28 protein-coding genes and 2 pseudogenes are annotated in these 26,944 nt (G+C 64.6%); 13 read left to right on the top strand and 17 right to left on the bottom strand.

The features are described 5' to 3' along the window. Positions 1–16: 16 nt before the first annotated feature. Positions 17–2,503: a cbb3-type cytochrome c oxidase subunit I gene (locus tag NMQ09_RS13710; RefSeq protein WP_255191143.1), complete on the bottom strand. Its 2,487-nt coding sequence runs from the start codon at positions 2,501–2,503 to the stop codon at positions 17–19. A gap of 496 nt (positions 2,504–2,999) precedes the next feature. Between NMQ09_RS13710 and NMQ09_RS13705 the strand changes: the two genes are divergently transcribed. Beyond that, complete coding sequence (locus tag NMQ09_RS13705) at positions 3,000–4,307, top strand: YncE family protein (protein ID WP_255191142.1); 1,308 nt, start codon at positions 3,000–3,002, stop codon at positions 4,305–4,307. A 35-nt stretch (positions 4,308–4,342) separates the two neighbouring features. Here NMQ09_RS13705 and NMQ09_RS13700 read toward each other — a convergent pair whose 3' ends face one another. Both NMQ09_RS13700 and NMQ09_RS13695 read right to left on the bottom strand, forming a co-directional pair. Continuing rightward, positions 4,343–4,642, bottom strand: a complete 300-nt coding sequence (locus NMQ09_RS13700; protein ID WP_255191141.1) for a hypothetical protein — start codon at positions 4,640–4,642, stop codon at positions 4,343–4,345. Positions 4,643–4,715: 73 nt separating this feature from the next. Continuing rightward, positions 4,716–6,896, bottom strand: coding sequence for a CDC48 family AAA ATPase (locus NMQ09_RS13695; protein ID WP_255191140.1), 2,181 nt, complete (start codon positions 6,894–6,896; stop codon positions 4,716–4,718). Positions 6,897–7,024: 128 nt separating this feature from the next. Here NMQ09_RS13695 and NMQ09_RS13690 point away from each other — a divergent pair, with 128 nt between their 5' ends. Next, entirely contained in the window at positions 7,025–7,159 is a 135-nt protein-coding gene (locus NMQ09_RS13690) for a DUF7128 family protein (protein WP_255191139.1), read from the top strand. Here the strand turns inward: NMQ09_RS13690 and NMQ09_RS13685 are convergent. The 3 genes from NMQ09_RS13685 to NMQ09_RS13675 form a co-directional block, all read right to left on the bottom strand. Further along, positions 7,153–7,404, bottom strand: a complete 252-nt coding sequence (locus NMQ09_RS13685) for a DUF7508 domain-containing protein (protein ID WP_255191138.1) — start codon at positions 7,402–7,404, stop codon at positions 7,153–7,155. The two genes, NMQ09_RS13690 and NMQ09_RS13685, sit on opposite strands and share 7 nt — an antisense overlap. Beyond that, positions 7,404–7,832 (bottom strand): DUF5796 family protein, encoded by a 429-nt coding sequence (locus NMQ09_RS13680; protein WP_255191137.1) that lies wholly within the window; start codon positions 7,830–7,832, stop codon positions 7,404–7,406. The genes NMQ09_RS13685 and NMQ09_RS13680 overlap by 1 nt, the downstream gene beginning before the upstream one ends. A 68-nt stretch (positions 7,833–7,900) precedes the next feature. Further along, entirely contained in the window at positions 7,901–8,536 is a 636-nt protein-coding gene (locus tag NMQ09_RS13675) for a vitamin K epoxide reductase family protein (RefSeq protein ID WP_255191136.1), read from the bottom strand. Positions 8,537–8,787: 251 nt separating this feature from the next. Here NMQ09_RS13675 and NMQ09_RS13670 point away from each other — a divergent pair, with 251 nt between their 5' ends. After that, positions 8,788–9,660, top strand: a complete 873-nt coding sequence (locus NMQ09_RS13670; protein ID WP_255191135.1) for a shikimate kinase — start codon at positions 8,788–8,790, stop codon at positions 9,658–9,660. Then, entirely contained in the window at positions 9,657–9,980 is a 324-nt protein-coding gene (locus NMQ09_RS13665) for a chorismate mutase (protein WP_255191134.1), read from the top strand. Before NMQ09_RS13670 ends, NMQ09_RS13665 begins: the two co-directional genes overlap by 4 nt. A gap of 431 nt (positions 9,981–10,411) precedes the next feature. Here NMQ09_RS13665 and NMQ09_RS13660 read toward each other — a convergent pair whose 3' ends face one another. Next, on the bottom strand, positions 10,412–10,765 hold the full coding sequence (locus NMQ09_RS13660; protein ID WP_255191133.1) for a type II toxin-antitoxin system PemK/MazF family toxin: 354 nt from the start codon (positions 10,763–10,765) through the stop codon (positions 10,412–10,414). Continuing rightward, positions 10,762–11,001: a hypothetical protein gene (locus NMQ09_RS13655; protein WP_255191132.1), complete on the bottom strand. Its 240-nt coding sequence runs from the start codon at positions 10,999–11,001 to the stop codon at positions 10,762–10,764. The genes NMQ09_RS13660 and NMQ09_RS13655 overlap by 4 nt, the downstream gene beginning before the upstream one ends. A 222-nt stretch (positions 11,002–11,223) precedes the next feature. On the opposite strand from NMQ09_RS13655, the gene NMQ09_RS13650 reads away from it, so the two are divergent. Both NMQ09_RS13650 and NMQ09_RS13645 read left to right on the top strand, forming a co-directional pair. Beyond that, on the top strand, positions 11,224–11,508 hold the full coding sequence (locus NMQ09_RS13650) for a ribbon-helix-helix domain-containing protein (protein ID WP_255191131.1): 285 nt from the start codon (positions 11,224–11,226) through the stop codon (positions 11,506–11,508). Further along, positions 11,501–11,785 (top strand): annotated as a pseudogene (locus NMQ09_RS13645) (type II toxin-antitoxin system RelE family toxin). The gene NMQ09_RS13650 and the pseudogene NMQ09_RS13645 overlap by 8 nt, the downstream one beginning before the upstream one ends. Before the next feature lie 232 nt (positions 11,786–12,017). Here the strand turns inward: NMQ09_RS13645 and NMQ09_RS13640 are convergent. From NMQ09_RS13640 to trmB, 4 genes are all read right to left on the bottom strand, one after another. After that, on the bottom strand, positions 12,018–13,814 hold the full coding sequence (locus NMQ09_RS13640; RefSeq protein ID WP_255191130.1) for an acetyl-CoA carboxylase biotin carboxylase subunit: 1,797 nt from the start codon (positions 13,812–13,814) through the stop codon (positions 12,018–12,020). A 153-nt stretch (positions 13,815–13,967) separates the two neighbouring features. After that, entirely contained in the window at positions 13,968–14,273 is a 306-nt protein-coding gene (locus NMQ09_RS13635; RefSeq protein ID WP_255191129.1) for a DUF8022 family protein, read from the bottom strand. After that, the gene (locus NMQ09_RS13630) at positions 14,273–15,817 is read right to left on the bottom strand and encodes an acyl-CoA carboxylase subunit beta (RefSeq protein ID WP_255194596.1); all 1,545 of its coding nucleotides are present in this window, start codon (positions 15,815–15,817) and stop codon (positions 14,273–14,275) included. The genes NMQ09_RS13635 and NMQ09_RS13630 overlap by 1 nt, the downstream gene beginning before the upstream one ends. A 174-nt stretch (positions 15,818–15,991) precedes the next feature. After that, the gene (gene trmB, locus NMQ09_RS13625) at positions 15,992–17,056 is read right to left on the bottom strand and encodes an HTH-type sugar sensing transcriptional regulator TrmB (RefSeq protein ID WP_255191128.1); all 1,065 of its coding nucleotides are present in this window, start codon (positions 17,054–17,056) and stop codon (positions 15,992–15,994) included. Positions 17,057–17,245: 189 nt separating this feature from the next. Here trmB and NMQ09_RS13620 point away from each other — a divergent pair, with 189 nt between their 5' ends. Continuing rightward, positions 17,246–18,241 (top strand): mechanosensitive ion channel family protein, encoded by a 996-nt coding sequence (locus NMQ09_RS13620; protein WP_255191127.1) that lies wholly within the window; start codon positions 17,246–17,248, stop codon positions 18,239–18,241. A gap of 70 nt (positions 18,242–18,311) precedes the next feature. On the opposite strand, the gene NMQ09_RS13615 is transcribed toward NMQ09_RS13620, so the two are convergent. Next, on the bottom strand, positions 18,312–18,722 hold the full coding sequence (locus NMQ09_RS13615; protein ID WP_255191126.1) for a universal stress protein: 411 nt from the start codon (positions 18,720–18,722) through the stop codon (positions 18,312–18,314). Between the two features lie 129 nt (positions 18,723–18,851). On the opposite strand from NMQ09_RS13615, the gene NMQ09_RS13610 reads away from it, so the two are divergent. Continuing rightward, complete coding sequence (locus NMQ09_RS13610) at positions 18,852–19,091, top strand: DUF5816 domain-containing protein (RefSeq protein ID WP_255191125.1); 240 nt, start codon at positions 18,852–18,854, stop codon at positions 19,089–19,091. Positions 19,092–19,119: 28 nt separating this feature from the next. On the opposite strand, the gene NMQ09_RS13605 is transcribed toward NMQ09_RS13610, so the two are convergent. Continuing rightward, positions 19,120–20,427 (bottom strand): tRNA(Ile)(2)-agmatinylcytidine synthase, encoded by a 1,308-nt coding sequence (locus tag NMQ09_RS13605; protein ID WP_255191124.1) that lies wholly within the window; start codon positions 20,425–20,427, stop codon positions 19,120–19,122. Between the two features lie 188 nt (positions 20,428–20,615). Here NMQ09_RS13605 and NMQ09_RS13600 point away from each other — a divergent pair, with 188 nt between their 5' ends. Further along, positions 20,616–21,584 (top strand): transcriptional regulator, encoded by a 969-nt coding sequence (locus tag NMQ09_RS13600; protein ID WP_255191123.1) that lies wholly within the window; start codon positions 20,616–20,618, stop codon positions 21,582–21,584. 15 nt (positions 21,585–21,599) lie between these two features. On the opposite strand, the gene NMQ09_RS13595 is transcribed toward NMQ09_RS13600, so the two are convergent. Then, entirely contained in the window at positions 21,600–21,848 is a 249-nt protein-coding gene (locus tag NMQ09_RS13595) for a glutathione S-transferase N-terminal domain-containing protein (protein WP_255191122.1), read from the bottom strand. Positions 21,849–21,991: 143 nt separating this feature from the next. Between NMQ09_RS13595 and NMQ09_RS13590 the strand changes: the two genes are divergently transcribed. Next, the gene (locus NMQ09_RS13590) at positions 21,992–23,185 is read left to right on the top strand and encodes a threonine synthase (RefSeq protein WP_255191121.1); all 1,194 of its coding nucleotides are present in this window, start codon (positions 21,992–21,994) and stop codon (positions 23,183–23,185) included. Between the two features lie 15 nt (positions 23,186–23,200). Then, positions 23,201–23,455 (top strand): annotated as a pseudogene (locus tag NMQ09_RS13585) (zinc ribbon domain-containing protein); the annotation flags it as partial. A 29-nt stretch (positions 23,456–23,484) separates the two neighbouring features. On the opposite strand, the gene NMQ09_RS13580 reads toward NMQ09_RS13585, so the two are convergent. Continuing rightward, positions 23,485–24,204: a DUF2270 domain-containing protein gene (locus tag NMQ09_RS13580; protein ID WP_255191120.1), complete on the bottom strand. Its 720-nt coding sequence runs from the start codon at positions 24,202–24,204 to the stop codon at positions 23,485–23,487. 455 nt (positions 24,205–24,659) lie between these two features. Between NMQ09_RS13580 and NMQ09_RS13575 the strand changes: the two genes are divergently transcribed. Continuing rightward, positions 24,660–25,028 (top strand): DUF7344 domain-containing protein, encoded by a 369-nt coding sequence (locus NMQ09_RS13575; RefSeq protein WP_255194595.1) that lies wholly within the window; start codon positions 24,660–24,662, stop codon positions 25,026–25,028. Positions 25,029–25,190: 162 nt separating this feature from the next. Here NMQ09_RS13575 and NMQ09_RS13570 read toward each other — a convergent pair whose 3' ends face one another. Continuing rightward, the gene (locus NMQ09_RS13570) at positions 25,191–26,402 is read right to left on the bottom strand and encodes an MFS transporter (protein WP_255191119.1); all 1,212 of its coding nucleotides are present in this window, start codon (positions 26,400–26,402) and stop codon (positions 25,191–25,193) included. A 124-nt stretch (positions 26,403–26,526) separates the two neighbouring features. Between NMQ09_RS13570 and NMQ09_RS13565 the strand changes: the two genes are divergently transcribed. Next, positions 26,527–26,895: a cupin domain-containing protein gene (locus NMQ09_RS13565; RefSeq protein ID WP_255191118.1), complete on the top strand. Its 369-nt coding sequence runs from the start codon at positions 26,527–26,529 to the stop codon at positions 26,893–26,895. Positions 26,896–26,944: the final 49 nt, after the last annotated feature.

The following is a 26,944-nucleotide window of genomic DNA, read 5'->3' as shown; positions in this document are numbered from 1 at the left end:
GGAGTTCGTCGCCCGGTCACATGAGGTAGAACAGCGGGAAGAGGATGACCCAGACGATGTCGACGAAGTGCCAGTAGAGGCCGAAGAACTCCACGGGGCGGTGGTCCTCGAGGTAGGCGTCGATCGAGACGACGCGGTAGAGGAGGAAGAGGCCGATGCACATCCCCAGGATGACGTGCAGGGCGTGGAGCCCCGTCGTCACGTAGTACAGCGAGTACTGGAGGCCGGTGAACCAGTATTCGCCCTCGGCGAACTTCTCGGAGTACTCCCAGGCCTTGACGCCGAGGAAGATCAGTCCGAGTGTGAGCGTCGCTCCCAGGCTCAGCAGCAGGCCGCGTTTGTTCCGTCGCTCGGCCATCACGAGCGCCATGACGACGGTGAAACTCGAGGTGAGCAGGACGTACGTGTTGAGCAGGCCCGGCCAGGCGGCGGGCGGCACGGGATCCCACTCCCCCCAGCCGACGTGCAGGCGCATGAAAATGTACGCGCCGATGACCGCGCCGAAGACGACGACGTCGGAGGCGAGGAAGATCCAGACGCCGAGTTTCGACGACTCGATGTCCTCGAACGGCCAGCGCTCGGCGATCGCCATCTCCGGGGCGTGGAACTCCTCGACGCCGAACTTGAAGAGCGCGACGGCGAGGACCGCGAGCCCGAGGACCGTCAGGGATGGGTAGAGGACTCCGACGGCGCTCATCGGGACCTCGGGGTCCTGGAACGACTCGAACAGCGGCGTGAGTCCCCCGAGCCCGAGGAAGAAGACGAAGAAGCCGGCCGCGATACACACCGGCCAGATGCTGGCGTGGTCCATGTGGACGTCGTCGCCGAACGCCCCGTGAGCCGGACCGGGGATTGTCGCCTCGCTGGTCCCACCGTCGGCCTCGGACGCGCCACCGGAGCCGCCGTCGGTCGCCGTCGGCGTGTCGTCGACGAACTCGAGGCGGCCGCTCGCGTACGTCGGACGCTTCTCGAAGCTCTCGAGCGGCGGGGGTGACGGAACGGCCCACTCGGCGGTCCGGGAGAACTCCCAGGGGTTGTCGGGCGCGTCGGGGCCGTACAGCAGGCTGTGGGCGAGCGTGACGAACACGAGCAGGAACGAGAGGCCGAAGACGAACGCGCCGACGGTCGCGAGCTGGTGGTAGAGGGTGAGTCCCTCGGCGAAGTGAAAGACCCGCCGGGGGGTCTCCCAGGCGAGGAACATCGGGAAGTAGAGCAGGTTGAAGCCGACGAAGTGGGCGGCGAAGCTGAGTTTGCCCAGCGTCTCGGAGTACATCTTCCCGCTGATCTTCGGCCACCAGTAGAACAGCCCGGCGACGAGCGCGGTGACGCCCGAGACCATCACGTAGTGGAAGTGGGCGACGACCCAGTAGGTGCCGCGGAACTCGTAGTCGAGGACGATGGCCCCGAGGAAGACGCCAGTGATGCCGCCGATGATAAAGAGCACGAGCGCACCCAGCGCGTAGAGAAACGGCGTGGTGAACTGCACGCGGCCTTTGACCATCGTGTAGATCAACGCGAAGACCATCAGGTCGAAGGGAAGCGAGATCCCGATGGTCGTGGCCATCATCAGCGTCTTGATCTCGAGGTTGATGGTCGTCAGGAACATGTGGTGCATCCAGACGAGAAACGACTGGACGGCCACAAGGATCATCGAGACGATGACCCACTTGCGGCCGACGATCCGCCGGCCGCTGAACGTCTGGAACGTCTCGAACATGATCCCGAGCGAGGGGAAAAAGACGATGTACACCTCGGGATGGCCGAAAAACCAGAACAGGTGCGCCCACAGCAGACTCGAGCCCTGGTCGGTCGCGAAGTACTGCGTCAGGAGCACCCGGTCGGCACCCAGCATGAGCAACGCGGCGAGCAGCGCCGCGAACGCGAACAGCATCATCCAGACGGTGAGCAGGATCGACCACGTGAACAGCGGCATGCTCCACAGGCCCATCCCCTCCGCGCGGTAGCGGTGGATCGTCGTCAGGAAGTTCACCGTCCCGATCGTCACCGACCCGACGAAGAGCATCAGTGCGAAGACGACGCTGTTCGCGCCCGTCGTCATCTCCATCGCGCCGTGATAGGTGGGGACGTTCAACGGCGCGTACATCGTCCAGCCGCCGGCGAACGAGCCGCCCTGGAAGAAGGAGACGCCGAACAGCACGACTGCGCCGAGGTACATCCAGTAACTCAGTGCGTTCAGCCGCGGAAAGGCGAGGTCGTTCGCCCCGATCTGCAGCGGGACGATATAGTTGCCAAACGCCAGTCCGAGCGGGGAGATGAACAGAAAGACCATGAGCAGGCCGTGGGCGGTCACGTACTCGGTGTACTGCCAGTGGTCGAGGAGTCCCGGCCCGGATGTCCACAGCTGGAGGCGAAACAGGAGCGCGAGGACGCCACCGACGACGAGCACGGCCAGCGCCGTCACGAAGTACAACACCCCGACGTCCTTGTGGTTCGTCGTGACCAGCCAGTACTTGATCGACCGCCGTGAGGGCATTTCCGCCATCAGTCGTCGTCCTCTCGAGCGGTTGGTTCGGGCCACTCGAGTCCGTCGCCATCGATGCACTGCCGGTCGCGAACCACGTGCGACCGACGAGCGACCCTGCCGGTCGTGGTGCGAACGAACTGGAACGGAGGCGCTGGCGATCTGGGAGGTCGACGTGCGGCAATGGGACTCGAGGAGTGCATACGTGACCCCCCGAACCACCGTCCGGTCATTGTAGGTTGGGGTTGCCCGTGCAAGGTCGAGTGTCTCCTGCGGAGACGAACTCGTCGCGCGACCACGAAGGCGAGTGGCCCGACCTAGTCGGAGGCAACATTCACCGCTTTGTCGACCGAGTTCGATCGTCGTTCGGGGGGAACACGGCCGCTGTCGCGGCCGCAAATTCGACGTGTCTCAACTCGAGTCAAGTTTTGCCCCCGTCTCTGCTGAAGTTCGAAATTTGCCGCACAGAGGCCCTGAAACCCGCAAACTTTTGAATGTGCAGTTACAACGCACCTCTATGAACAGCGAATCAACTCGGAGAAAGTTTCTGGTCGGGAGTGTCGCGGTCGGCGCCGTCACCCTGGCCGGCTGCACCGGCGGGGAGGAAAACGGCGACGGGCCGGAGGACACCGAGCCAACGACCGACGACGAATCTGAGGAAGGGGGAGAGCCGGACCACGAGGCCGCCTACGAGGTCTGGGCGCTCGATCAGGGGACGGACGTGGCGTACATCTACCAGCCCCGCGGCGACGGGTTCGAGGAAGTCGACGCGTTCGACATCGGCGAAGACGTCGGCGAGTTCGGGCTCGTGCCGCACATGCTCCACTTCTCGCCGGACGGTGCGTACGTCGCGATCGCTTGCACGGCCGGCGCGCGAACGCTCGTCTACGACGCCGACGAGCGCGAGCTGGTCGCGGACCTCGACACCGGTGCGAGCACGCACTTCGCCGGCTTCACGCCGGACGGCGAGTCCATCCTGGTGGACGTCATCGGCGAGGGGGCCATCGTGCGGGTTGACGCCGACCTCGAGGCCGGCGAGTTCGAGATCGCCGACGAGATCGACGTCCTCGGCGCCGACGTCGTCCAGGAGCGCCTCGAGGAGTTCGAACCGTACGAGAACGGCGACGGCGAGGAGATTCTCTCGCCAATTTGCCACTGGCACGCGAGCGGTCGGTCGTTCCACTCGCTCGGGCCATCCGTCGACAACGGCGGTATTGTCGCCGTCGACTACGAGGCGTTCGAACTCGTCGACGCGGTCAGCCTCGAGCAGACCCGGACGAACTGTGGCACCCTGACCTCACCCGACGAGGAGAAGCTGTTCGTCACGGCCGGCGCACCCTCGAACCACGAGGCGACCGGCGGCGTCGGCGAGTGGTATGTCTACGACACCGAGACGCTCGAGCCGTACGACCCCGAGACCGAAGCACTTCTCGAGGGCGAGTACACGTACGAGGACGTCGCCCGCCCGACCGACGGCTACGACGCCCATGGCTTCTGGTTCACCGAGGACGGCGAGGAGCTGTGGGTCCTGAATCGCGAGACCGACGACGGCCTCGTCATCGACCCCGAGACGCACGAGGTGATCGACGAGATCGACGACTACGGCCCGTCGCCGGACATCATGTGGGGCTCCCCGGACGACGAGTACATGTTCGCCACCTTGCGCGGACCGAATCCGCTCTCGGGGGACGCCCACGCGGCCACCGGCGAGACGCCCGGCTTCTCGGTGCTGAGCGTCGAGGATCGCGAGGTCGTCGAGGTAATCGAACCCGACGAGGGCAACGAGAACAGCGACTTCCACGGGATCGGCGTTCGCGAACGGTAACGGTGCTCGAGCGCGACGGCTCGTATCTGACGGCGTCAGAACTGGTTCCGTCCGAGACCGCCGTCGACGCGAGTGGACTCGAGGACGTGGTCGGCGAGGCCGAGCAACAGGAGTCCGGCGGGCGGGCCGAAGGCGGCGACCAGCAGTAGCGACAGGCGCCCGACCCCGCCGGGGGCCGACAGCCCGAGGTCGGCCAGGATTGCGCCGAAGCCGATCGACTCGGAAATCGTGAACAGTTCGACGAGCGCCAGGACGCCGACGGTCGTGATCGCGACCCCGAGCGCCCGGTAGACGGTTGCCATTCGCTGTCCACTCGTCCGACGAGCGTCGTCCATACCGGCCGTTCGCTCCGCGATTACTTGAGCGTACGGACGACGACCGTCCGGGATGGCAGGTCGGTGCTTGCGATCACTGACTCGAGTCGACGCGCGCTGTGGCGGCCTCGAGGTGTCGTCGTTCGATCAGGACCTCGTCGGCCCGGTCGTTCGCCTCCTCGGGGCCGTACTCGGTCGCGACCTCGCGGATGGCCGTCATCGACGCGTCGCGGACGACTGCTTCTAAGTCCGCGCCGGTGTACCCCTCGAGGTCGGCCGCGAGTGCGGCGAGGTCGACGTCGTCGGCCAGCGGCTTGCCCCGGGTGTGGACCTCGAGGATCTTCTCGCGGGCGTCGACGTCGGGTTCGGGAACGAGCACGTGGGTGTCGAGTCGACCGGGTCGGAGGAGTGCGGGATCGATGAACTCCTTGCGGTTGGTCGCCGCGAGGACGACGAGGTTCGGGTTCTCACTCATCCCGTCGAGTTCGGTCAACAGCTGTGAGACGACGCGTTCGGTCACCTCGTGGCTCTCCCCGCGGGTGGCGGCGATGGCGTCGAGCTCGTCGAAGAAGACGATCGATGGAGCGGCCTGGCGGGCTCGTTCGAACACCTTGCGGATCGCCCGTTCGGACTCGCCGACGTAGCGGTCGATGATCTCCGGCCCGTCGACGCGAACGAAGTTGACGTCGGTCTCTCCCGCGAGTGCTCGCGCGAGCAGCGTCTTCCCCGTCCCTGGCGGGCCGTAGAGCAGGACGCCCGACGGCGGCTCCGTGTTCGTCTCCTCGAACAGCCGATCGTAGGTCAGGGGCCACTCGACGGACTCACGGAGCGTCTGTTTTGCGTCCTCGAGGCCGCCGACCCGCGAGAAGTCGACGTCGGGCGATTCGGCGACGTACTCGCGCATCGCGGAGGGCTCGACGGAGGCGAGTGCCGTATCGAAGTCGGTTTTCGTCACCTCCGGGTCCCGGTTCCACGCGGCCCGTTCGTCCTCGTCGGCCGGTCGGCGGCGAATCGCGGCCATCGCGGCCTCGCTGGCGACGGCGTCGAGGTCCGCGCCGACGAAGCCGTGGGTGCGGGACGCGAGCTTCTCGACCGAGACGTCGTCGGACAGCGGCATGCCGCGGGTGTGGACCTCGAGGATCTCTTTTCGGCCCTTCTCGTCGGGGACGCCGATCTGGATCTCGCGGTCGAACCGGCCGCCACGACGGAGCGCGGGGTCGAGGGTGTCAACGCGGTTCGTCGCGCCGATGACGATCACTTCGCCGCGGCCGTCGAGGCCGTCCATCAGCGTCAGCAGCTGGCCGACGACGCGACTCTCGGCGTCACCGTCGTCGTCACGGGCGGCCGCGATGGAGTCGATCTCGTCGAAAAAGAGGATCGACGGCGCGTTCTCCTCGGCCTCACCGAACTTCTCTCTGAGCCGTTCCTCGCTCTCGCCTTTGTACTTCGACATGATCTCTGGACCCGAAATCGAGACGAAGTGGGCGTCGACCTCGTTCGCGACGGCACGGGCGATCAGCGTCTTGCCCGTCCCCGGCGGTCCGTAGAGCAGGACGCCAGACGGCGGGTCGATCCCCAGCCGCTGGAACAGTTCGGGTTCGGAAAGCGGGAGTTCGATCATCTCCCGGACCAGCTCGAGTTCCTCGTCCAGGCCGCCGATGTCCTCGTAAGTGACGCCCGAGGGCGTCGATGGGGCCTCTGCCTCCCTCGACTCGGCGGCCGCAGCGGACCGACTCGAGGACGCCGATCGCTCGCTCCAGGGGCGGTCGACGACCGCGACGTCGGTCGCGTTCGTGATCTGGACGTCGCCGGTTGGCTTCGTTTCGACGACCTTGAACGGCTCGGCGGCGACGCCTTCGATTCGGACCTGTTCGCCGGCCCGAACCGGTCGCGTGCGAAGCTTTCCGTTCGCGACTCGCTGTGCCAGCCGGACCTCCGCTTCGGTCAGCGACGGCGGTGGCGACAGTGTTACGGAGGTCGCCTCCGGGATGGCGGATTTGTCCCTCGGTCGAACGGTGACGGTGTCACCGACGTGAACGCCGGCGTTCGCACGGGTGTCCGCGTCGATCTGGACGACGCTCTCGGAAACGGTCGGATCGGCCGGCCACATCTTGGCGACGGTCGTCTCCTCGCCCTCGATGACGACGGTGTCGCCACTGAGGACCCCCAGCTGTCGTCGGGCCAGTTCGGGAATTCGTGCGACGCCACGGCCGGCATCGCGTTTTTCCGCGGCGCGGACCGACAGCGTGACGCCACCAGTATCCGACTCGCTCATGGCCGTCAGTATCGTCCCCGCGGCCTTGAGGATTCCCCTGTCCGGTACGACCTCGGCGGATCACCAGCGGGTACTGATCGAAACTCCTGAAAAACGGCTTTGGAGAGCGGCACGAATCGGTTATCGTGATGGTGGTCCAGACCCAGCGTGACGACGGTACCTGGTACGAGTGTGAAACCTGTGGGCTTCTGTTCGACGATCGGACGGACGCGGAGAAACACGAACAGCAGTGTGACGACGACGACCCGACCTACATTCAGTGATCGCCGAGTCGCTCGCGGTGGTCGACCGCGAGTTCGGCGGCTTGCTCGAGCGTGTGCGTCTCCTCCCAGCGGACGCGTTCGCCGTCGCCGTAGGCCAGGGCGCTCTTGAGTTCGTCTCGCAGCACGCCCGACTCGACGGCGAGGACGGTTCCGTCGGCGTCGCCGAGTTCGTAGACGCCGGGTCGATCCGGCGCGCTCGCGACCGTCGTCCGGTCGAGGTCGCGCCAGCCCTTCTGCAGCGGCATCAGGCGTCCCCCACGAGTTCGTAGGCGTGTTCGCTCAGTTCGTCCTCCGCGAAGACGAAGACGCGGCCGTCGACCACCTCGAGGTCGGCCTCGACGAGCACCGAGTAGCCCTCCGTCGTGACCGAAACGCCCGGGAACAGCTCTTCCTCGTCGTCGGCCTCGAGCACGACGCGGCCGACGCCGGTCGACTCGAGGATCTCGTCGTGGGTGTTGCGGTCGTTGACGTAGGTCATCACGCCCTCGACGCCGTCGGGATCGGTGACGAGGACGTGGACCTCTTTCCCGGGCGGCGTTTTGATCGATCCCTCGACGGCCTCGGGGACGCCGTGGTAGAAGGCTTCCCGGCCGTCGAGATACCGGACGACGACGCCACCGTCGACGAGTTCGACCGGGAGCGTACTCGGTGCAACGGTAGAACGGGCGCTCATAGACCGTGATTGAACGCGAATCGGGAAAAACGGACCGTTCGACCGCTGCGGAGTTCGGGTCGATTCGCTTACGTTCCGGGAACCGGTGCCATCGTCACGCCGAAGAACGCGGCGAGCGTGAGGCCACCGATCACGACCACGAGCAGCGGCCACGTGAACGTGGTCTGGCGCAGCAGCGAGCCCGCGTCCTCGAGCATCGCCGACGTCGGCGGCAGGTCGCTCGAGCGAAGGATCGCCAGCTCGAGGCCGAACAGGGTCACCGTCGCCGCGGCCGACATCATACAGAACGGGCAGATTTCGCCGATCGGGAACAGCTGGAGCCAGACGAAGTACGACGAGGCGAGCACACCTGAGGCTGTGATCGGCGTCAGGATCTTCACGATCAGCGGGTGGCGGGTGTCGAGCCACCAGACTGCGAGCCCGATCGTCGTGAGGTAGTAAAACGCCCCGAGCGTCGCGAGCGGGACGCCGAAGACGTAGGCGTAACTACTCGTGACGACCTCGAGACTCCCCGACACCTCGGCTCCGGCCGGGATCTGGGGGATCGCCCAGAAGTGAATCCCGCTCAGGAACGTGCTGACCACCCAGCCGAACACGGCGACGGCCGTGAACAGGCCGAACAGCGTCGATACCCGTGGCGAGTAACGCCAGCCGTACTCGGAGACGTTCGTCGATGCGTTCGACGACTTCGTTTGTGTTGCCATGGATCGACGTTCGAGTCGAGGGTACAAATATATTGTGCAAAGTTCCCAAAGCCATGCAAACGGTGGCTCCGGTCCTTGCCCCTCCTTTGTGGCGGAAAGCCCAGCCTTGAGTCGCAAGGTGCCAACCTGGGGAATAGCCGCACTTGGGCGGTGTTGTGGGTATAAGACACTATAATTCGGGCCCGGCTGCGCTCTCGGCCATAACGGCACCGACCGCCAGCGGTAAATAGGCCGACTGAGCAACTGTGGGTATGGACGGCCGGGCAGTCGCCCCCGCAGCCGGAACGGTGCTCAACGCGCTCGCCACCGGCACCGGATCGGCGTTCGCCATCGATCTCGAGACGACCGCCACCGTCTCGCTCACGAGCGACGGCGTCGTCTCCGGCGAAATCGCCGAGGAGCCCGACGCCGACGCCTCACTGATCGAACGCTGTGTCGACCTCACTCTCGAGCGCTACGCCCCCGAGGCGGGGCTCGAGCGAGCCGACGTCGGGGCACACGTCCGGACCGAGACCGAGGTGCCGATGGCATCCGGATTGAAGAGTTCGAGCGCCGCGGCCAACGCCACGGTGCTCGCGACGCTCGACGCCCTCGAGATCGCCGACGCGGTCGACCGGCTCGACGCCTGTCGACTCGGCGTGGCGGCGGCCCGCGACGCCGGCGTGACGGTGACGGGCGCGTTCGACGACGCCAGCGCGAGCATGCTCGGCGGCGTGACGGTGACCGACAACACGGCCGACGAGTTGCTCGCCCACGAGCCCGTCGACTGGCACGCACTGGTCTACACGCCGCCCGAGCGAGCCTACTCCGCCGACACCGACGTGAGCGCCTGTGAGCGAATCGCCCCGATGGCCGACCTCGTCGCCGAACTCGCCCTCGACGGGCGATACGGCGAGGCGATGACCGTCAACGGCTTCGCCTTCTGTGGTGCCCTCGAGTTCCCGACGGGACCGCTACTCGAGGCCCTGCCCGACGTCGCGGGCGTCTCGCTGTCGGGCACCGGCCCGAGCTACGTCGCCGTCGGCGACCGGGAGGCGCTCGAGACGGTTCGAGGGCGATGGGGAGAGCGAGACGGAACGACGCGACTACTCCGAACACGAACTGACGGGACACGACCGACATGACAGGAAATTCAGCGGAGACGAAAGACGAACTGCTAGATCGAGACGCGACGGAGACCGACCTCGACGAGCTCCGCGAGGAGATCCAGGAGATCGACCGCGACATCGTCGAGTTGATCGCCCGGCGGACGTACGTCGCCGACTCGATCGCCCAGGTCAAAGAAGCCGAAGGACTGCCGACGACCGACGAGAAGCAAGAAGAGCGCGTGATGGACCGGGCGGGCGAGAACGCCGAACAGTTCGACGTGGACTCGAACCTCGTGAAGGCGATCTTTCGGCTGCTCATCGAGTTGAACAAGGTTGAGCAAAGGAGTACTAGATAGCACTAAGCGAGTTTTTGAGAGCGTCTACTGCTCGATCCGCGTTCAGAAATCTTACGATTGCTGTTGAGTTGGTTCATGTCGAATGGTTTGAGCAGTAGGCCGATCACCAGAACCAGCGGACACTACACGTGCAAATACATCACTTGTCTGACTGCGCGTATCGGTCGTACAGCCACCACGGAACATCAAGTACCATAGCCAGTGCGACTACTACTCCGAGTCCAACCAGTAACCCATCCGTGAGTCGAATTGCGAGGAAGACTGCAATACCGCTCACAGCAACTCTTGCCATTCGATTCAGGTTCCAATGGAAAAGGGTGGACCGAAGCGCGGACATACTGTTTGATTAGGTAGACTGAATTATAATCATTCTGCAAACCAAGGAGTGCCAACCAGTACACGCACGCTCTATACTGATCACGGCAGATACGTCAGTCCAGTCCGAGACTCAGTTTCAACGCCCCGTCCACCGCCTCCATCGTCTCCCCGTCGAGGCTTCCAAGCACCGAGTGAATCCGTTTTTCGATGGAAACGACACGAATTTGATCGAGGCGAATCGAGGAATCTTTCTCGAACGGCGACTCCGCTGCTTCAACGAGAACCTCGAACGGATAGCCCCGATATGTCCCCGTCGCAGGTGCAACGATAGTCGTACTAGCATTGTTATTCCCAACATCGTTCTGGACGACTACCGCAGGGCGAGTTTTCTTCATCTCGTGCCCTTCCGCTGGATCAAGCCGAACGATAACAACGTCGCCGCGACGAATTTCCACGTCCTCACTCATTTATCCAGCCCGTCCCACGCCTCGTCCGATGCTCCGTCCCACTCTTCTGCAAACTCTTCCGCACTCTCAGATGCCTCACGGTACGCAGCAGCCAGTTCATCTTCGTTGGGATGGTCAGATTCTACCTCAACAACGGCGACGGTCACACGCTTGTTCGCGTACTCCGTTCCGAGATAGATTCGACCTCGGTCATCGGTTTCGTTAGTTCGTAGGTCCCGAGCATCTACTTTCGTCATGTTACCGACTTGGACCTATTGCTGAATAAGTGTTGCCCACTATTACCCACGAGAGATATTTTCTGTGATTCGTACCATGGATTTCATCTACCTGAACAAGGTTCATCAGCGCGAGAACCGGTAACAAGCAACACTACCATTGTGCACTGTTGTCTCTTCTCTCGATGGCGTCAACGTTTGAGCGCCGAAACACCTACAGTAACACGCTGGTAATACTAGCGTATGTCTGAAGCGACCACGAACAATGGCGACGACGAGATCCTCACGGTGAACTTCAAACTCACACGGTCGTTTCTCGACGAAATCGAAGACACGTGGCAAGGACGGGGATTCAACAGTCGGAGCGAATTCATCCGGTATACCTTGCGTGACGCCGTCGAACATCCCACGTTCGACCGTGACGAACTCGTCGCACTTCTCCAAGCGGAGGAGGATGTCCGTGAACAACGGACGATGAGCGCCGAGGAAGCACGCGAACGATTTGGCACCGACGACACGAATGAGTGACAACGGGTAGACGTGGGAACTCGCAACGAAAGCGCAGGACGACCTCGATGCGCTCACTCCGAACGCGCAGCAACGAATTATCGACAAACTTGACGAAATCGTCAATTCTCCGTGGCGCGACCCACCAGACTACGGTGAACCGCTCCAGAACAGTCCACGCCGTAAGGTGCGTATTGGTGAATTCCGTCTTGCGGTCACTTTCCATCGAGACGAGTACCGAATGGTCGTTGCTCGAATCAAACGGCGCGGCGGCGCGTATACAGCTGACGACGACTGAGCAGAGCACGGGAAACCCCCACGGCGTCGTCCGACGGGCCAGGACGGAGAGTCGCGCATCGGTCGACCGTCGGTTCTCGCCGCCCATAGGGCGAATACGCCACGAGTTCGGATAAACGGTCCCACCGGGTCGTACCTGTCATCGAGAAAATCGGCCGAAATCGAACGCGAACGGATAAACCAGGTCGAGACTCGAGCCCCGGTCGGCCGAAACGCCCGTCAGCGGCTGGGGCTCACTCGAGGACGATCAGCGTATCGCCCATGTCGACGCTATCGCCTTCCTCGACGGCGATCTGGGTGACTTCGCCGCCGCGGGAGGCGACGATGTCGTTTTCCATCTTCATCGCCTCGAGGACGACCAGCACGTCGCCCGCGGCGACTTCCTCGCCTTCTTCGACCTCGACGGAGAGGATCGTTCCCTGCATCTCGGCGTCGACGACCTCGCCGTCGCCCTCGATGGCGACGTCGCCTCCGGCGTCGCCGGTGGCGGCGTCGGGTCGACTGGCCATCGCGCCGCTCCCGTTCGAGGCAGTCGGCAGCGCCGGCGCGCCGCGTTCCTCGAGTTCGACCTCGAAGCGCTTGCCGTTGACTTCGACGGTGAACTCGCGCTCGACGACCTCCTCGTCGTCGTCGGCGGCGTCGGTCGCCCCGGTTCCCCACTGCTCCTGGGCCTGCTCGATGCGCGAGCGGTCGAGTTCCTCGTCCAGATACTTCGTGTCGTGCTCGCCGGCGACGAACGTCTCGTCGGTGAGCATCAGCCGGTGGAACGGGATGATCGTCTCGATGCCCTCGATGTCGTACTCGCGCAGCGCGCGAATCGAGCGGGCGATGCACTCGTCGCGGTCCCCACCCCAGACGATCAGCTTCGCGATCATCGAGTCGTAGTCGGTGACGAGTTCGTCGCCCTGGCGCAGGGCGTCGTCGACGCGGACGCCCACCCCACCCGGCGGATCGTACGTCTCGAGTGTGCCGCCCGTGGCGGGCGCGAAGTCGTTGGCGGCGTTCTCGGCGTTGATCCGGAACTCCATCGCGTGGCCGTCGATCTCGACGTCGTCCTGCTCGAAGGCGAGTTCCTCGCCGGCCGCGACGCGCAGTTGCCACTTCACGATGTCGATGCCCGTAATCTCCTCGGTGACGCAGTGTTCGACCTGGATGCGGGTGTTGACCTCGAGGAAGTAGAACTCGCCGTCCTCGACGAGGAACTCGACGGTGCCGGCGTTGACGTAGTCGGTCGCCTTCACGCCGCGACGGGCCGCCTCGCCGATGCGCTCGCGCAGGTCGTCGTCGAGGGCTGGCGAGGGACCTTCCTCGATCACCTTCTGGTGACGGCGCTGGAGCGAACAGTCGCGCTCGCCGAGGTGGCGAACGTTGCCGTGCTGGTCGGCGATGATCTGGACCTCGATGTGACGCGGGCTCTCGAGGTAGCGCTCGAGGTAGACCGAGTCGTTGTCGAAGTACGCCTCACCCTCGCGCTGGGCGCTCTCGAGCTGGTCTGTGACCTCGCTCTCGTCCTCGACGACCTTCATCCCGCGGCCGCCGCCGCCACCCTCGGCCTTGATGGCGATCGGGTAGCCGTGTTCCTCGCCGAACGATCGGACCTCGTCGGGGTCGGTGACGGGGTCGGTCGTCCCGGGCACGATCGGAACGTCGGCGGCGCTCATCGCCGTCCGGGCTTTGGTCTTCTCGCCTAAGGTCTCCATCGACTCACTCGAGGGGCCGATCCACGTGATCCCATCGGCTTCCTCGACCTTGCGGGCGAACGCGGCGTTCTCCGCGAGGAAGCCGTAGCCGGGGTGGATGGCGTCGACGTCGGCCTTTTTGGCGGCCTCGAGAACGGCGTCGTGATCGAGGTAGGAGTCGGCCGCCCGCGCGGGGCCGACGTTGTACGCCTCGTCGGCGTACCTGACGTGGCCGCCGTCTTTGTCCGCCTCGGAGTAGATCGCGACGGTCCCGACGTTCAACTCCTCACACGCTCGCATCACCCTGACCGCGATCTCCCCGCGGTTCGCTACCAGAACCTTCCGGAACATTCCTGTGTGAACGGTCGCAAGGGCGCTACCTTACTTTTTCGCAAGCGGTTTTATCGGCACGTATTCCAGCCTGTTGGCTGTTCGCACGGTCGGTGACCGTTCGCTCGAGCCGTCGGCTCTCTGTCGATCGACTCGAGAACGGGTCGGTAAGTACTAGAACCGGTCCGTCCGCCCCGCCGCAGTCCAGGGGTTCGTCGGGGCATCCCGCGGGACGCGGATCGTCCGGCGCTGCTGGCTCTGGATCCGGCCGGCGTACGACCACCGCTTGCCGTCCCACGTCTCCTCGCCGGCGGCCGCGGCGGCCGCCGCGAGCTCGAGGTCGCGCACGTGGGCGCCGATGGCGGCGGCGATCGCCGCGGCCTCTTCGTCGGTGGCGTCGTCGGGGATGGTGAGATCGAACGCGCCGGCCGTGCCGGATTCGTCGATCCCGCCGTCGGTCACGGATCGTTCTCGGCTCATCACAGCGGGATGTTGCCGTGTTTCTTATCGGGGTTGTCCTCGCGTTTCGTCTCGAGCATCTCGAGGTCGTCGATGAGCCGGGAACGCGTCTCGGTCGGGAGGATGACGTCGTCGAGGAAGCCCTTGTCCGTGGCGGTGTAGGGGTTGGCGAACTCCTCGCGGTACTCATCGATGAGTTCGTCGCGCAGGGCGTCGGGGTCGTCTGCCTCGGCGAGTTCGTTCCGGTAGAGGATGTTGACGGCACCCTGTGGGCCCATGACGGCGATTTCGGCGGTCGGCCAGGCGTAGTTGATGTCCGCGCCGAGGTTCTTCGAGGCCATGACGCAGTAGGCCCCACCGTAGGCTTTCCGGGTGATGACCGTCAGCAGCGGGACGGTCGCCTCGGAGTAGGCGTAGAGCAGTTTGGCGCCGTGACGGATGATCCCGCGGTGTTCCTGGTCGGTGCCGGGCATGTAGCCGGGGACGTCGACGAAGGTGACGATCGGGATGTTAAAGGAGTCACAGAAGCGGACGAAGCGCGAGCCCTTCATCGAGGCGTCGACGGTGAGCGTCCCGGCGTTGACTCGCGGCTGGTTCGCGACGATCCCCACGGAACGGCCGTCGAGCCGACCGAAGCCGACGACGATGTTCTGGGCGTGGTTCTCGGCGACCTCGAAGAACGACCCCTCGTCGACGACAGAGCCGATCACCTGTGTCATGTCGTATGGCTTCTGTGCGCTCTCGGGGATGATCGACTCGAGTTGCTCGTCCCGACGGTCGGGGTCGTCCCACGGCTCGACCCGGGGTGGGTCCTCGACGTTGTTCTGTGGCAGGTACGAGAGCAGTCGCTTGATCTGATCGAGCGCCTGCTCTTCGTCCTCGACGGCGAACTGGGCGACGCCGGTCTTATCGGCGTGAGTCATCGCGCCGCCGAGTTCCTCGTGGGTGACGTCCTCACCGGTGACGGTCTTGGTGACGCCGGGGCCGGTGATGTACATGTGGCTCGTATCTTTCACCATGAAGATGAAGTCGGTGATCGACGGGGAGTAGACCGCGCCGCCGGCACACGGGCCCATGATGGCCGAGATCTGGGGAACGACGCCACTGGCCTCCTGGTTGCGCCGGAAGATCTCGGTGAAGCCGGCGAGGCTCTTGACGCCTTCCTGGATGCGTGCGCCCGCGGAGTCGTTCAGGCCGACGATCGGGGCGCCGACCTCCATCGCCATGTCCATCACCTTGGTAATCTTCTCGGCGAACACCTCGCCGAGCGAGCCCCCGAAGACGGTAAAGTCGTGGGCGAAAACGAAGACGGTTCGGCCGTTGACCTCACCGTAGCCCGTAACGACGCCGTCGCCCGGGATCTTCTGCTCGTCCATCCCGAACTGACGCGTCTGGTGGGTCCGAAGCTGGTCGAACTCCGTGAACGTGCCGTCGTCGAGGAAGTAGTCGATCCGCTCGCGGGCGGTCATCTTCCCCTTCTCGTGCTGGCGTTCGATGCGGGCTTCACCGCCGCCCATGAGGGCCTCCTCACGCATTTCCTCGAGCTCTTCGATGCGATCTTCCATCGTCATGGATACGCCCTCCGCTGGTGGGTCATTGTGCGGGGGAACGGCCACCGGCACAAAAAACGTTCTGTAACCGCGTAATCCTGCGACGGACCCACCCCACCCCACAGGTAGGGGATACATCGCCTCGAGACGGGCCTCGAGCGGCTTTCGACGCCCCCGCCGGTCGGCGGCTTACTCGTCTTCGAGGGTCGGCGGACTCGAGCGGCCGATGTGGATCTCGTAGGCCTCGACGTCCTCGAGGGCGGCGACGCGGCCGCCGATCGTTACCTCGCCCGCGTCGGTCTCGAGGGTGAGTCCGGCGACTTCTTCGGTCAGCTCGAAGGAGACGTCGACGATCCGGCCGCGGACGACCGTGGCGCTCCCGGTCTCGACCTCGCGACCCTCGATCGTCGCGTAGAACTCCCCGCCCTCGTCGATCACGTCTTTCACGCAGCGGCGGATGGAGGCGTATCTTCGGGGGTACGGTCGTCCCTCGCCGTCTTCCCCGAGCGTCTCGTTCGCGGTCGTCCAGAGGACGGTTCCGAAAAAGCCCGACACCAAAAAGCCGAGCGCCGAGCGGTTGAAGATGACGCCGTAGCGGTCCTGGTCGTCGCGCAGCGCGTCCTGGGTCGCGTAGATCGAGTACTCGCCGTCGGCGACAGCGACGACCGGCGTGGTGATGCCGCGGCGGGCGCGGGCGGTCGTCGCCACCTCGAGGTAGTCGAACTCCTCGGGACTGGGCGCGTCGGCTGCGGGCGTGACGATCAGGTCGACGCTGACGCCGTCGGCGACCGCCCGACGCAGTTCGTCCTCGAACCGGGTCAGCAGGTCGGGCGTCAGCGAGAGTGCGAGTTCGTACTCGGCGTCCTCGATCACTTCCTCCAGGTATCGCAGAATCGTCGACCGTGATTTGACGAGCGAGACGGCTTCCGTCTCCCGCGCCGGGGCGGTGTACCGCGTCCCGAGTTCCTCGACTAGCTCCTCGAGCGAGGACTGAACGTCGTCGAACGCCTCCTTGGGGTCGATCGCGACGATTTTCATGGGCCTCGACTCGCGGAGTTCGACGAGGCCACGGTCACTGAGGCTGCGAACCGTGTCGTAGACGCGTGGCTGGGGGATGTCGGTCCGGTCGGCGATCTCACTCGCCGTGAGCTGTCCGTGCTCCAAGACGGAGAGGTAGGCGTCGATCTCGTACTCGCCGAGGGTGAACCGGTCCCCGACGCGTTCGACCGTCGAGCGCAGGTCGTTCTGTGTCATACCTGCGCCTACGCACTCAACCGATAAATGATTTATTATACAATGAGTAACACTCCGTTTCGAAATTGGGTTGTTTCTTGGTCGGCCTGTGGCCGGTCTGCGACGTCCCTGCGGCCCCCGGTCGAACTGGAAGCGGGCGGGTCGACGTTCGCCCGAAAGTATAACCAACGGGGCCAAGAGAGTCATCGCATGCGTGAACTCGTCCTGCAATTGAACGAGTCCCGGGTCGTGGGTCGACTCGAGGGGGCTCTCCCGGACTCGGGTGAGACGCTCGAGATACTGGTCACGCTGGCGCAAGCGCTCGTAGTCCTCGTCGTCGGTTGGTACCTCTCGAAGGTCGTCGTCCGGCTCACCGGCAGGACGGTCGCTCGTCGCATCGCCCGGCCGAGCGTCACGCGGACGGTCCTGCGTGGGGTTCGCGTGTTCGTGCTTACGCTGACGCTGGTCGCCGTCGGTGCCATCCTCGGAATCCGGAGCCCCGAGATCCTGCTGTCGGTCGGTGTCTTCTCTGCGGTCGTCGGTATCATCCTCGCACCGCTCGTGGCGAGCGTCATCAACGGGCTGTTCGTCCTCACCGACCGGCCGTTCGAGATCGGTGACCTGATCGAGGTCGTCGACGAGGGCCACCGCGGCTTCGTCGAGGACATCACGATCCGGTACACGAAGATCTTCACGCTCGATAATACGTTCATCGTGATTCCCAACGGCGAGATTCACCTGCGGGACGTGATCAACTACTCTGCCGAGGACGAGCGCACGCGCGTGTCGGTCCAGTTCGAGGTGACCTACGAGAGCGACCTTGAGGAGGCAATCCGGCTGGCCGAACGCGCCGCCCGCGAGGTCGACGTCGTGATCTCGGGCGGGCCGGACATTCGCATCGGCAGCGCCCGGTACTCGGCTGCGCCGACGTGTCACGTCGACGAGTACGTCGATAACGGGATCCTGTTGACGTTACGGTTCTGGGTGAAACACCCCTACCGACTGCTCGTCGCCCGATCTCAGGTCCAGCAACGTGTCTGGAGCCGATACGCCGACGCCGACGTCGAGTTCGCCTATCCGCACCGACACCACGTCTTCGACGAGACGAGCGGCCGGGCGCGGGTCGCAATGGCCTCGCCGCTCGAGACGGACGGGGACTCGCGAGGCGGTGCGGGATTCGACCCGGGCGACGATCACAACCGGTAACGTCGCGTCGATCGTGGTTCTCGTTGCGATCGGCCGTCCTCACGCCAGTGCGCCCGACGATGCTCGCTTCTCATGCCGGCGCGCCCTCGACGGTGATCACTTCACAGTCGAGATGCCGCCGGAGGTAGGCCTCGATGTTCGGATTGTCCACGAACCGGCGGAGGATTCGTCGCCACCGACTCGCCTGTTTGTGGCCGACGACGACGACGTCGGCGTTCTCGGCGGCGACCTCCTCTAAGATCGACTCCTCGACGAGAAATCCCGACCGAACCACGTACCTGGTGTTCTCGAGGCGGCCGAACGACCGTTCGACCTCGTCTTTCAGGTCGGTCCGGTTCACCTTCCGGCCGTTCTGGTAGAGGTTCACGTGCAGCACCGTCAGCGCCGCGTCTCGCTCGCGTGCCACCTCGATCGCCTTCTGTAAGGTGTACTTCGAGTGCGGGGACAACGGATAGCGGACGGGAACCACGACCAGGCTCATTACGGAAGCGAACGTGACCGCCGTGGGTAAATCTTTCAGTCTAACGGGAGTGATCCCTCTCATCCCGGGTGTGACAGCGTCTCGTGCCGGAGAGACAGTCATTTACTTCGGGCGGCCCAACGCCGGCGTATGCACGCGAAGTCGACCGACGACGGGGAGACGATCTACGTCTCACCCGCCGACGGTGACAAGGGGTCGAAGGGGCCGTTCCTCGTGGCGTACCATACCTCCGAAGGGGCCGAGCGCTACGGCTGGTTCTGTACGAATTGCGAGAGCGTCGACAACGCGATGGACGCGATGGGGCGCATTCAGTGTAACCGGTGTGGTAACTTCCGCAAGGCCACCGAGTGGGACGCGGCTCACGAGTGAGCGTCGGACCCAACCTCGAGCGCCGTCGCTACCGTTCGGGATGTGTCGGTCCGTCGAAGCCATCCCGGACCAGCGGCTTCGCGACGTGCCGGCGAGCACACGGCGGCACCTCGTACCAGCCCTCCTCGAGGTCACGCTCGAGGGCGACCGCGGCTTTCCCGTCGGCGTGGGTCTTGCAGTCCCGACAGCGGTAGCCCTGGTTGCGGCCGGCGCTCTCCATCGTTCGACCGCAGTCGGGACAGACCGGCGTCACCCGTTCGGTCCGCACGAGCTCGCGGACGGCGACCTTCTCGAGTTTACACGTCCCGTCTGAAATCTCGCCGCAGACGGTGAGCCGGTCACCCACGCGAAGCGTACGGACGCGATCACGGAAGCGTTTGGTGGGTTCGAAGGCGACGCACTCGAGGCGGTCGCCGTTCGCGCTGGCGTCACCGCCAGCGTCAGAACTGGCATTCGACGCCGATCCCTCCGCAGCGAGCGTGAAGAAGACGTGCCCGCCCCGCCTCGTTTCCGGTTCCGAGACGACCGTGCCCTCGAGGCGGTAGGCGCCGCCGTCGCGGACGTCGGCGATCGTCGCGTCCCGGAGGTGGGCGTCGGTGCCCTGGTTGGTGACGAACAGCTGGTGGCGGTCGACGGGCTCGCCCTCGATCCGTTCAGCGACGTCGCGGACGGCGTCGGGATCGTCGCCGCGGATCCCGTACAGGATGGGACAAGGCGTGTGCGGAACGCAGACGAGTTCGTCCTCGTCGCGGTCGACGGTGTCCCACACCGTCGGGTACCCCCACTCGGCCGCCGCGAAGACGCTCTCGGCGTCGACGTCCCTCGGGGTGCCCCACCGGTCGGGTTCGCGATAGGAGATGCACTCGTAGGTCCAGTCGTCGAACGCCCGCCACGCGCCGACCGCAGCCAGCGCGCCGATGCGGCCGCGTCCGTCGCCGACGTGCCACGATCGGTAGCCGTGGCGCTCGAGGAGGGCTTCGGCGTCGGCGATCTCGTGGTGCTCCCAGAGTGCATCGCGGGCGAACGTCCGGACGTCGGCAGGAACGGCTGCCGCGTCGCCGTCGGCGACGACGAGACCCGGGTTCGTCGCCTCGTCGCCGTCCGCCGACAGCGACTCGAGTTCCTCGCGGGCGACGTCGAAGGCGACGTCGGAATCGCAGTCGGCGTGGATCGCGAGCGCGGCGTTGCCCCGCGTCTTGTACGGCACGGCCGGGTTGAGCCGCACGAGGAGCAGTCGCTTGACGTTCGCCAGCCGCTCGGCGACGCGCGTGGCGACGTAGGTCGTACACATCCCGAGTTCGCGGGAGTCGGTATCGTCCAGCCCGACGACGGTCATCACCCGGCCTTGACGGTCGAGGGAGTAACGCGTTTCGGGCGAGGTGGGTGTCTCACCACCGGTGTGTCTCGCCGCGGAGGACGCGACCATCTATTTAAACGTATCTTCTACGAGCGACAAAACCGCACGACGTGGCGCGGTGTGCAGCGGGGAAACACTATTATAGAATGAGTTGCTTACATACGCCTATGTCCCGGTCCGCACTGGTCGGAAACGTCACCGCGATGCTCGAGGATGCAGGCTTCACGGTGAGTGACCGGTGTGCGATTCGGCCGAAGAGTTTCGACGTCGCTGCCCGTCGCGGTGACGACCTCGTGCTCGTAAAGATTCTCGGAAACATCGACGCGTTCAACCAGGAGACCGGCCAGGAGATGCGCCGGCTCGGAACCTACCTCCAGGCGACGCCGCTGGTGCTCGGTCTTCGGAGCCGCGACGAGAACCTGAAGCCTGACGTCGTCTACTTCCGTCACGGCGTCCCCGTGCTCAGCCCGGACACCGCGTACAACCTGTTCGTCGAGAACGTGCCGCCGCTGATCTACGCCGCTCCTGGCGGTCTCTACGTCAACATCGACGGCGACCTGCTCGCGGACGAACGCGAACAACGCGACTGGAGCCTCGGCCAGCTCGCGAACGAACTCGGCGTCTCCCGACGCACCGTCTCGAAGTACGAAGACGGCATGAACGCCTCCATCGAGGTCGCGATGGCCTTAGAGGAGCTGTTCGAGGCGCCGCTGACGAGCCCCGTCGACGTCCTCGAGGGTGCAGAGGACGTCCACGACGCCGACCCGATGCCCGACGATCCGCGTGCCGATCCCGACGACGCGGAGGTCGTCACGGTGCTCACCCGTGCAGGCTTTCGGGTCCACCCGACGGTTCGATCGCCGTTCAAGGCCGTCAGTCAGGACGAAGGCGGCGAGGACGAGGTCGTCCTCACGGGTCACTCCGCGTTCACGAAAGCCGCCGAGAAGCGCGCGCGGATCATGAGTTCGATCGGTCACGTCGCCCACACCCGCTCGGTCTACGTCGTCGACCGCGCGAAACGCGACGCCGTCGAAGGAACCGCGCTCGTCGAGCGCGAGGAACTCGCCGAGATGCGTGACGCCGAAGAGCTCCGGGAGGTCATCCGCGAACGCGCTGACCGGAAAGAAGCCGTCTGATTCCCGATCGGCCGATCAGTTCCCGTACGTCTCCTCGAGGTAGGCGACGATGTCGCTGCTCTCGGCCATCCCTTCGACGCCGTGGGCCTCGTCGACGAGCACCGGGACACCAGTCTGGCCGCTCACCGCCTGTACCTCCGTCCGCTCGAAGTGGGGGGCGGGGACCTCGATCACGTCGTACTCGAGGTCGAGCTCCTCGAGTTTTCGCTTGACGCGCATGCAGAACGGGCAGCCGGGAAGATCGTAGAGGATGATCTCTGTCATGGGCGGACGTAGCGACTCGAGTGGTTATAGCCCGTCGATCGGCTGTCGTCTTGCCGGCGTCGGCGAGCTCCGGCAATCGCGCGGGCCCACCCCGGTCTGAGCCCGATGAACAGGAATTTGTCCGCGGGGACGAACGGTCGAGTATGGACACGACCGAGGCGTTCGCCGGGCTCGAGTGCGTAGACTGCGGGGCGACGTTCGACGCGGAGACGGCAGGTCATCGCTGTGGGGAGTGTGGCGGGATCCTCGACCCGACGTACGCGTACGACGACCTCGAGCTGGACCGGGAGACGCTCGCGTCCCGGCCGTTCGACTCGATGTGGCGCTACGAGGAGTTGCTGCCGTTCCCGCGGGAGACTGCGGTGACGATGGACGAGGGTGCGACGCCGCTCGTCGACTGCCCGAAGATGGCCGACGAACTCGGCGTCGAGCGCGTCCTGATCAAAGACGAGGGACGGAATCCGACCGGGACGTTCAAAGACCGCGGGCAGTCGGTCGCCGTGACGGCGGCGCGCGCTCACGGGGCGAGCGACGTCGCGCTCGCGTCGGCGGGCAACGCCGGACAGGCCGCGGCGGCCTACGCCGGCCGGGCGGACCTCGAGTCGCACGTCTTTCTCCCGGCGCGCTCGAGTCACACAACCAAGGCGATGGTGAACGTCCACGGCGGGGAGATGACCGTCTCCGGCGGCCGGATCACGGAAGCCGTCGCGGCCTACGAGGACGCCATGGCCGAACATGACGACTGGTACTCTCTCGGGACGTTCGTCACGCCCTACCGCCACGAGGGCAAGAAGACGATGGGCTACGAAATCCTCGAGCAACTCGAGTTCGACGTTCCCGACGCGATCGTCTACCCGACCGGCGGCGGCGTCGGCCTCGTCGGCATGTACAAGGCCGCGACGGAGTTTCGCGAGCTCGGGCTGATCGACGAGCTGCCCTCGTTTTACGCCGCCCAGGCGAGCGGCTGTGCGCCGATCGTCGAGGCGTTCGACGAGGGCCGAGACGTCCACGAACCCGTCGAGTACCCCGATACGATCTGTGGCGGGATCGAGATCCCCGATCCCGGCGCGAGTCCGTGGATCCTCGAGGCCCTGCGCGACTCCGACGGCGGCGCCGTCGCGACCGACGACGAGGAAATCCTCGAGGCCGCGATCGCCGTCGCGAAGGGAGAAGGACTCGAGATGGCGCCGACCTGTGCAGCGGCCGTCAGCGGCGCCTGGGAACTCGGCGAGCGCGGCGAGTTCGACGGCGACGAGACGGTCGTCATCCTCAACACCGGCTCCGGAAACAAGGAAGCCGACGTGTTGCGGAGTCACCTGATGGGGAAGGGGATCTGACGGGGATCGGCATAGATACACACACTCGCTAATGTGTTCTTCACGTCGATACTCGACTACAAGGCGGAAGCCGAAGGTATCGACGTAACGGCTGAGTCCGAACGCGATACCTCAAAGACGTGTTCGGCCTGCGGAACGAAGGACGGCAACCAGCGTGTTGAACGCGGGTTGTACGTTTGCGAGGAGTGCGATACGGTGGCGAACGCGGACGTGAACGGTGCGGAGAACGTCCGCCGAAAAGTAAACCGTAATATCCCAACGGCGGTCGGGATTCCACGTCGTTTACGGCGTGGAGGGTATCAACGGTCTGTCTCTTTCCAGTCGTCCGGGTCCCCTTCACGGAATTCACCCTTGGCATGGCGCTCGTGAGGCCAGAAGGTGACACCCAGCAGTACGACGTAGAACACACCCACAACGGCAACCACAGCAATCCCGGGGAGACGGGCGATTCCAGCGGTTGTCAGCCAGTCTTGGCGCGGCGCGAACGCTGTAATCCTGAAGATCCACGCGACCAAGAGGACACTGAGCAGCGCAAGGTACACACGCCGGAGCCGGTTTGCGAGTGCTTCGTAGAACGAGACTTTCAGCGTCGGCCTGCGATAGTCCCTGCTCAGTTCCGCTCGCCAGTCGTGACTTTCAGTGCCCTGGGACGGATCGAGGGCGTTTGCGAACAGGTTCTCTTGGATGACTCGAGCACGAGAACGAAAGACGTCGTAGTCTCGGTACCGCCGTGCTTCGATTCCCAGAAAGATGGTGACGACAACGACCCCGATCAGCAAGATATAGTGTGGGTTATCGGTACTCGAAAACGCCCACGTCAAGATTGCTGCCATCAGCGTAACCGCCCACGTCGTCGTCTCGTCGAGGCGCTGGCGCCACGTCCCCACTCGGTCTATCTCTCCGCGATAGGCGTGGGCCATCACCGAACCGAGTCCCGCGCTGTCGTCAACCATTTCGCGGCCGATCTCCCGTTGGTCTGGTGCTGTTGGGTCGAACTCGTCGCTACTCGAATCGGTCATAGAGGAGAGACATCTCCTTGCTCCATAAGCAGGTATGTCGACGGCATAAACTGAGTGTCATGTACTGGAGAACATCGAACAGTATGCATGTGTAATTGACGTGATCGTGTACAGATGGTGCTGAAAAATGATTCGGAGAGAGTCATGGAGACGTTGATTCGGTAAGTACAGATAGCAAACGGCTCGCTACGCTCGCCGTTTCAAATCAGCCGAGGCGTCGTTCGAGACGCGCGAAAGCGCGTCTCTCTGCGGTATGGCGAACGACGCACGAGCGAAGCGAGTGCAAAGTGAGCCATCTGTGCTGTCCGATTCAGTCTCGATGGATCGACGCCCACTACGCATGCGTACGGATCGTCCACTTGTTTATTCACTCAGTTAATCAAAACAGCAACTGCTCGTGAAAATGTTATATATTTAATAAGATTGTGGGGGAAACACATAGTATGGGGGTCGAGATGATCGATGATGATAAATCATTTGACGCTTTGGCTGACGGCCGTCGACGCCAGTTGTTAGTTGAGTTATTAACCCACAATCCGCAACACGTTCCGGAACTCTCTGGAAAGTCACAGGAGATCGCTAAAGCTGACGAGAAGCTCTTCCAACAACATCTGTCCAGCTCCCGAGCGATTCCAGGAGTGGACGAGGGACTTCTTCGGCTGCACTACATTCATCTTCCCAAATTGGCCGACTACGGTTTCATCGAGTGGGACCGAAACGCCCACGTCGTAACGAAAGGCCCACGGTTCGACGAGATGAGGCCCTTGCTCGAGCTATTGATCGACCAGCAAAAAGAAGAGACCGTTGTACTCCTTCGTGAGTGAGAGAGTACGGCGTTCAATGTAGGACCTGGACTGACCGATCACCCTTCACAGATTAACTCTCGTCTCGTGCATCATTCGCGCCTTGTATTCATCAGCCCCAAACTCTCAACTACTGAAGATGGATGAAACAAACCTATGAGTTGCGTTGCTAATCCCTATGAGTCAGCGGTCCATCGGAACGAGCAGACAGAGCGCGGCGCCGAGCCCCGAGATCACCGCGACGAGCAGGAACGCCCCGTCGAAGTAGCCGAGGTCGGCGACGAACCCGACGACCAGCGGGCCGGTCGCCCCGAGGGCGATCTGGACGGTGCGCAGGAGCCCGAGCCCGCTTCCTTTCATGTCCGACGGGAGCGCGTTGACGAGGTACGTCTGGGTGAGCGGTGTCACGCCGAGGAGCGTGCTCGCGACGGCCGTCAGGGCGATCAGTCCCACGACGCCGTCGACGAACGGCAACGCCGTGAGCGCGGCCGTCGAAACGAGCGCGACGCCGAGCAACGACGGCCGCGTGCCGAACCGGTCGCCGGCCGCGCCGGCCAGCGGCTGGACGACGATGCCGACGACGAAAAAGAGGCCGAACAACCCCGCCGCGAATCGCGGCGAGAGCCCCTTCATCTCGACCAGGTACGTCGGGTAGAAGCCGGTGAACCCCTGGTAGACGAAAAAGAGAAAGAGGTGAATGCCCGTCATCAGCACGATCGCCCGCTGGGCGATCCCGCGAACGACGTACCTGAACGTCGAGAGCGAGAGCGTGTCGACCGCGCTCCCCTCGCTCACCGAGCCGGGGACGACCCGAAAGAGGACGACCGCCATGAGGAAAAACAGCGGGACGGTGACGCCGAAGCCGAGCCGCCAGGAGACGGCCGCGGCGAGGACGCCGGCGACGACGGGCAAGATCGCGTTGCCGGCTTCGCCGGCCGAGAGCGTCAACCCGACGGCCGTCCGGTCCCGATCGTCGTAGATCGCCGAGAGGATCGTGAACCGTGACGGGCCGAACAGGGCCGTCGAGAAGCCGAAGACGGCGGTGGCCGCGAACAACATCCATGGCGTGTTCGAGACGGCGACGACCGCGATCGCCACGCCCGAGACGACCGTGCTGATGACGAGCGCGTTCCCCTCTCCCAGCCGGTCGCCGATGATCCCGCCGGGGAACTGGCCGAGCGCGTAAGCGACCCACAGGACGGTGAGCAACAGCCCCGCGAGCGTCAGCCCGAGCGAGAACGTCTCCCGGAGGTACGGGAGCAACGGCGGAAAGACCAGTCGAACGCCGAGCGAGAGAAACCAGCCGCCGGCGACGCCGAGGAGAATCCAGCCGCGACCGTCGCTCCAGAGCTCCCGTGCGACGACGCGGACGTCACCTATCCCTGTCGTACTCACGTACAGATCGACGAATATCGGAAGCATGCCGCTGTCGGTCCCGGCAGGGCCGACTGGTTCTCGCCCGAGCCGCCGTGACTGCCGCAGTGCGAGCGCTTTTCACCCGGACTGACGAAGCGCGACCATGTACTCGCTTGTCGCACTCGACGAGGTCGATGCGCACGAATTCGACGAAACGGGACCGATGCTTCGCTCGATCGGCTACCACCTCCGGCCAGAAGAGATGCGTCCGGCGATCTGGGAGTACGACGCCGGCGAGTCCAATCGGTACCACCGACAGGGTGAACAGGAGGAACTGTACGTCGTCCTCGAGGGGGCGTTCGACGTGACGATCGAGCGCGAGGACGACCGGGACGTGGTCTCCCTCGAGAAACACGACTGTCTCGTCGTCCCGCCGGAATCGTGGCGACAGCTCGAGGCCACCGCGGACGGGAGTTCGGTCCTCGTCGTGGGCGCGCCGAACGTCAAAGACGACGGCGTCCACGAGGAGTGAGATGGGTTGCTGTACCGATGCACCGGCGCAACCGTCCCACGGTCGCGGT

The organism is Natronobeatus ordinarius (assembly GCF_024362485.1).
Classification (GTDB): domain Archaea; phylum Halobacteriota; class Halobacteria; order Halobacteriales; family Natrialbaceae; genus Natronobeatus; species Natronobeatus ordinarius.
Note: the sequence above shows the minus strand (reverse complement) of the source record. Positions and strands in the feature narration are given on the sequence as shown.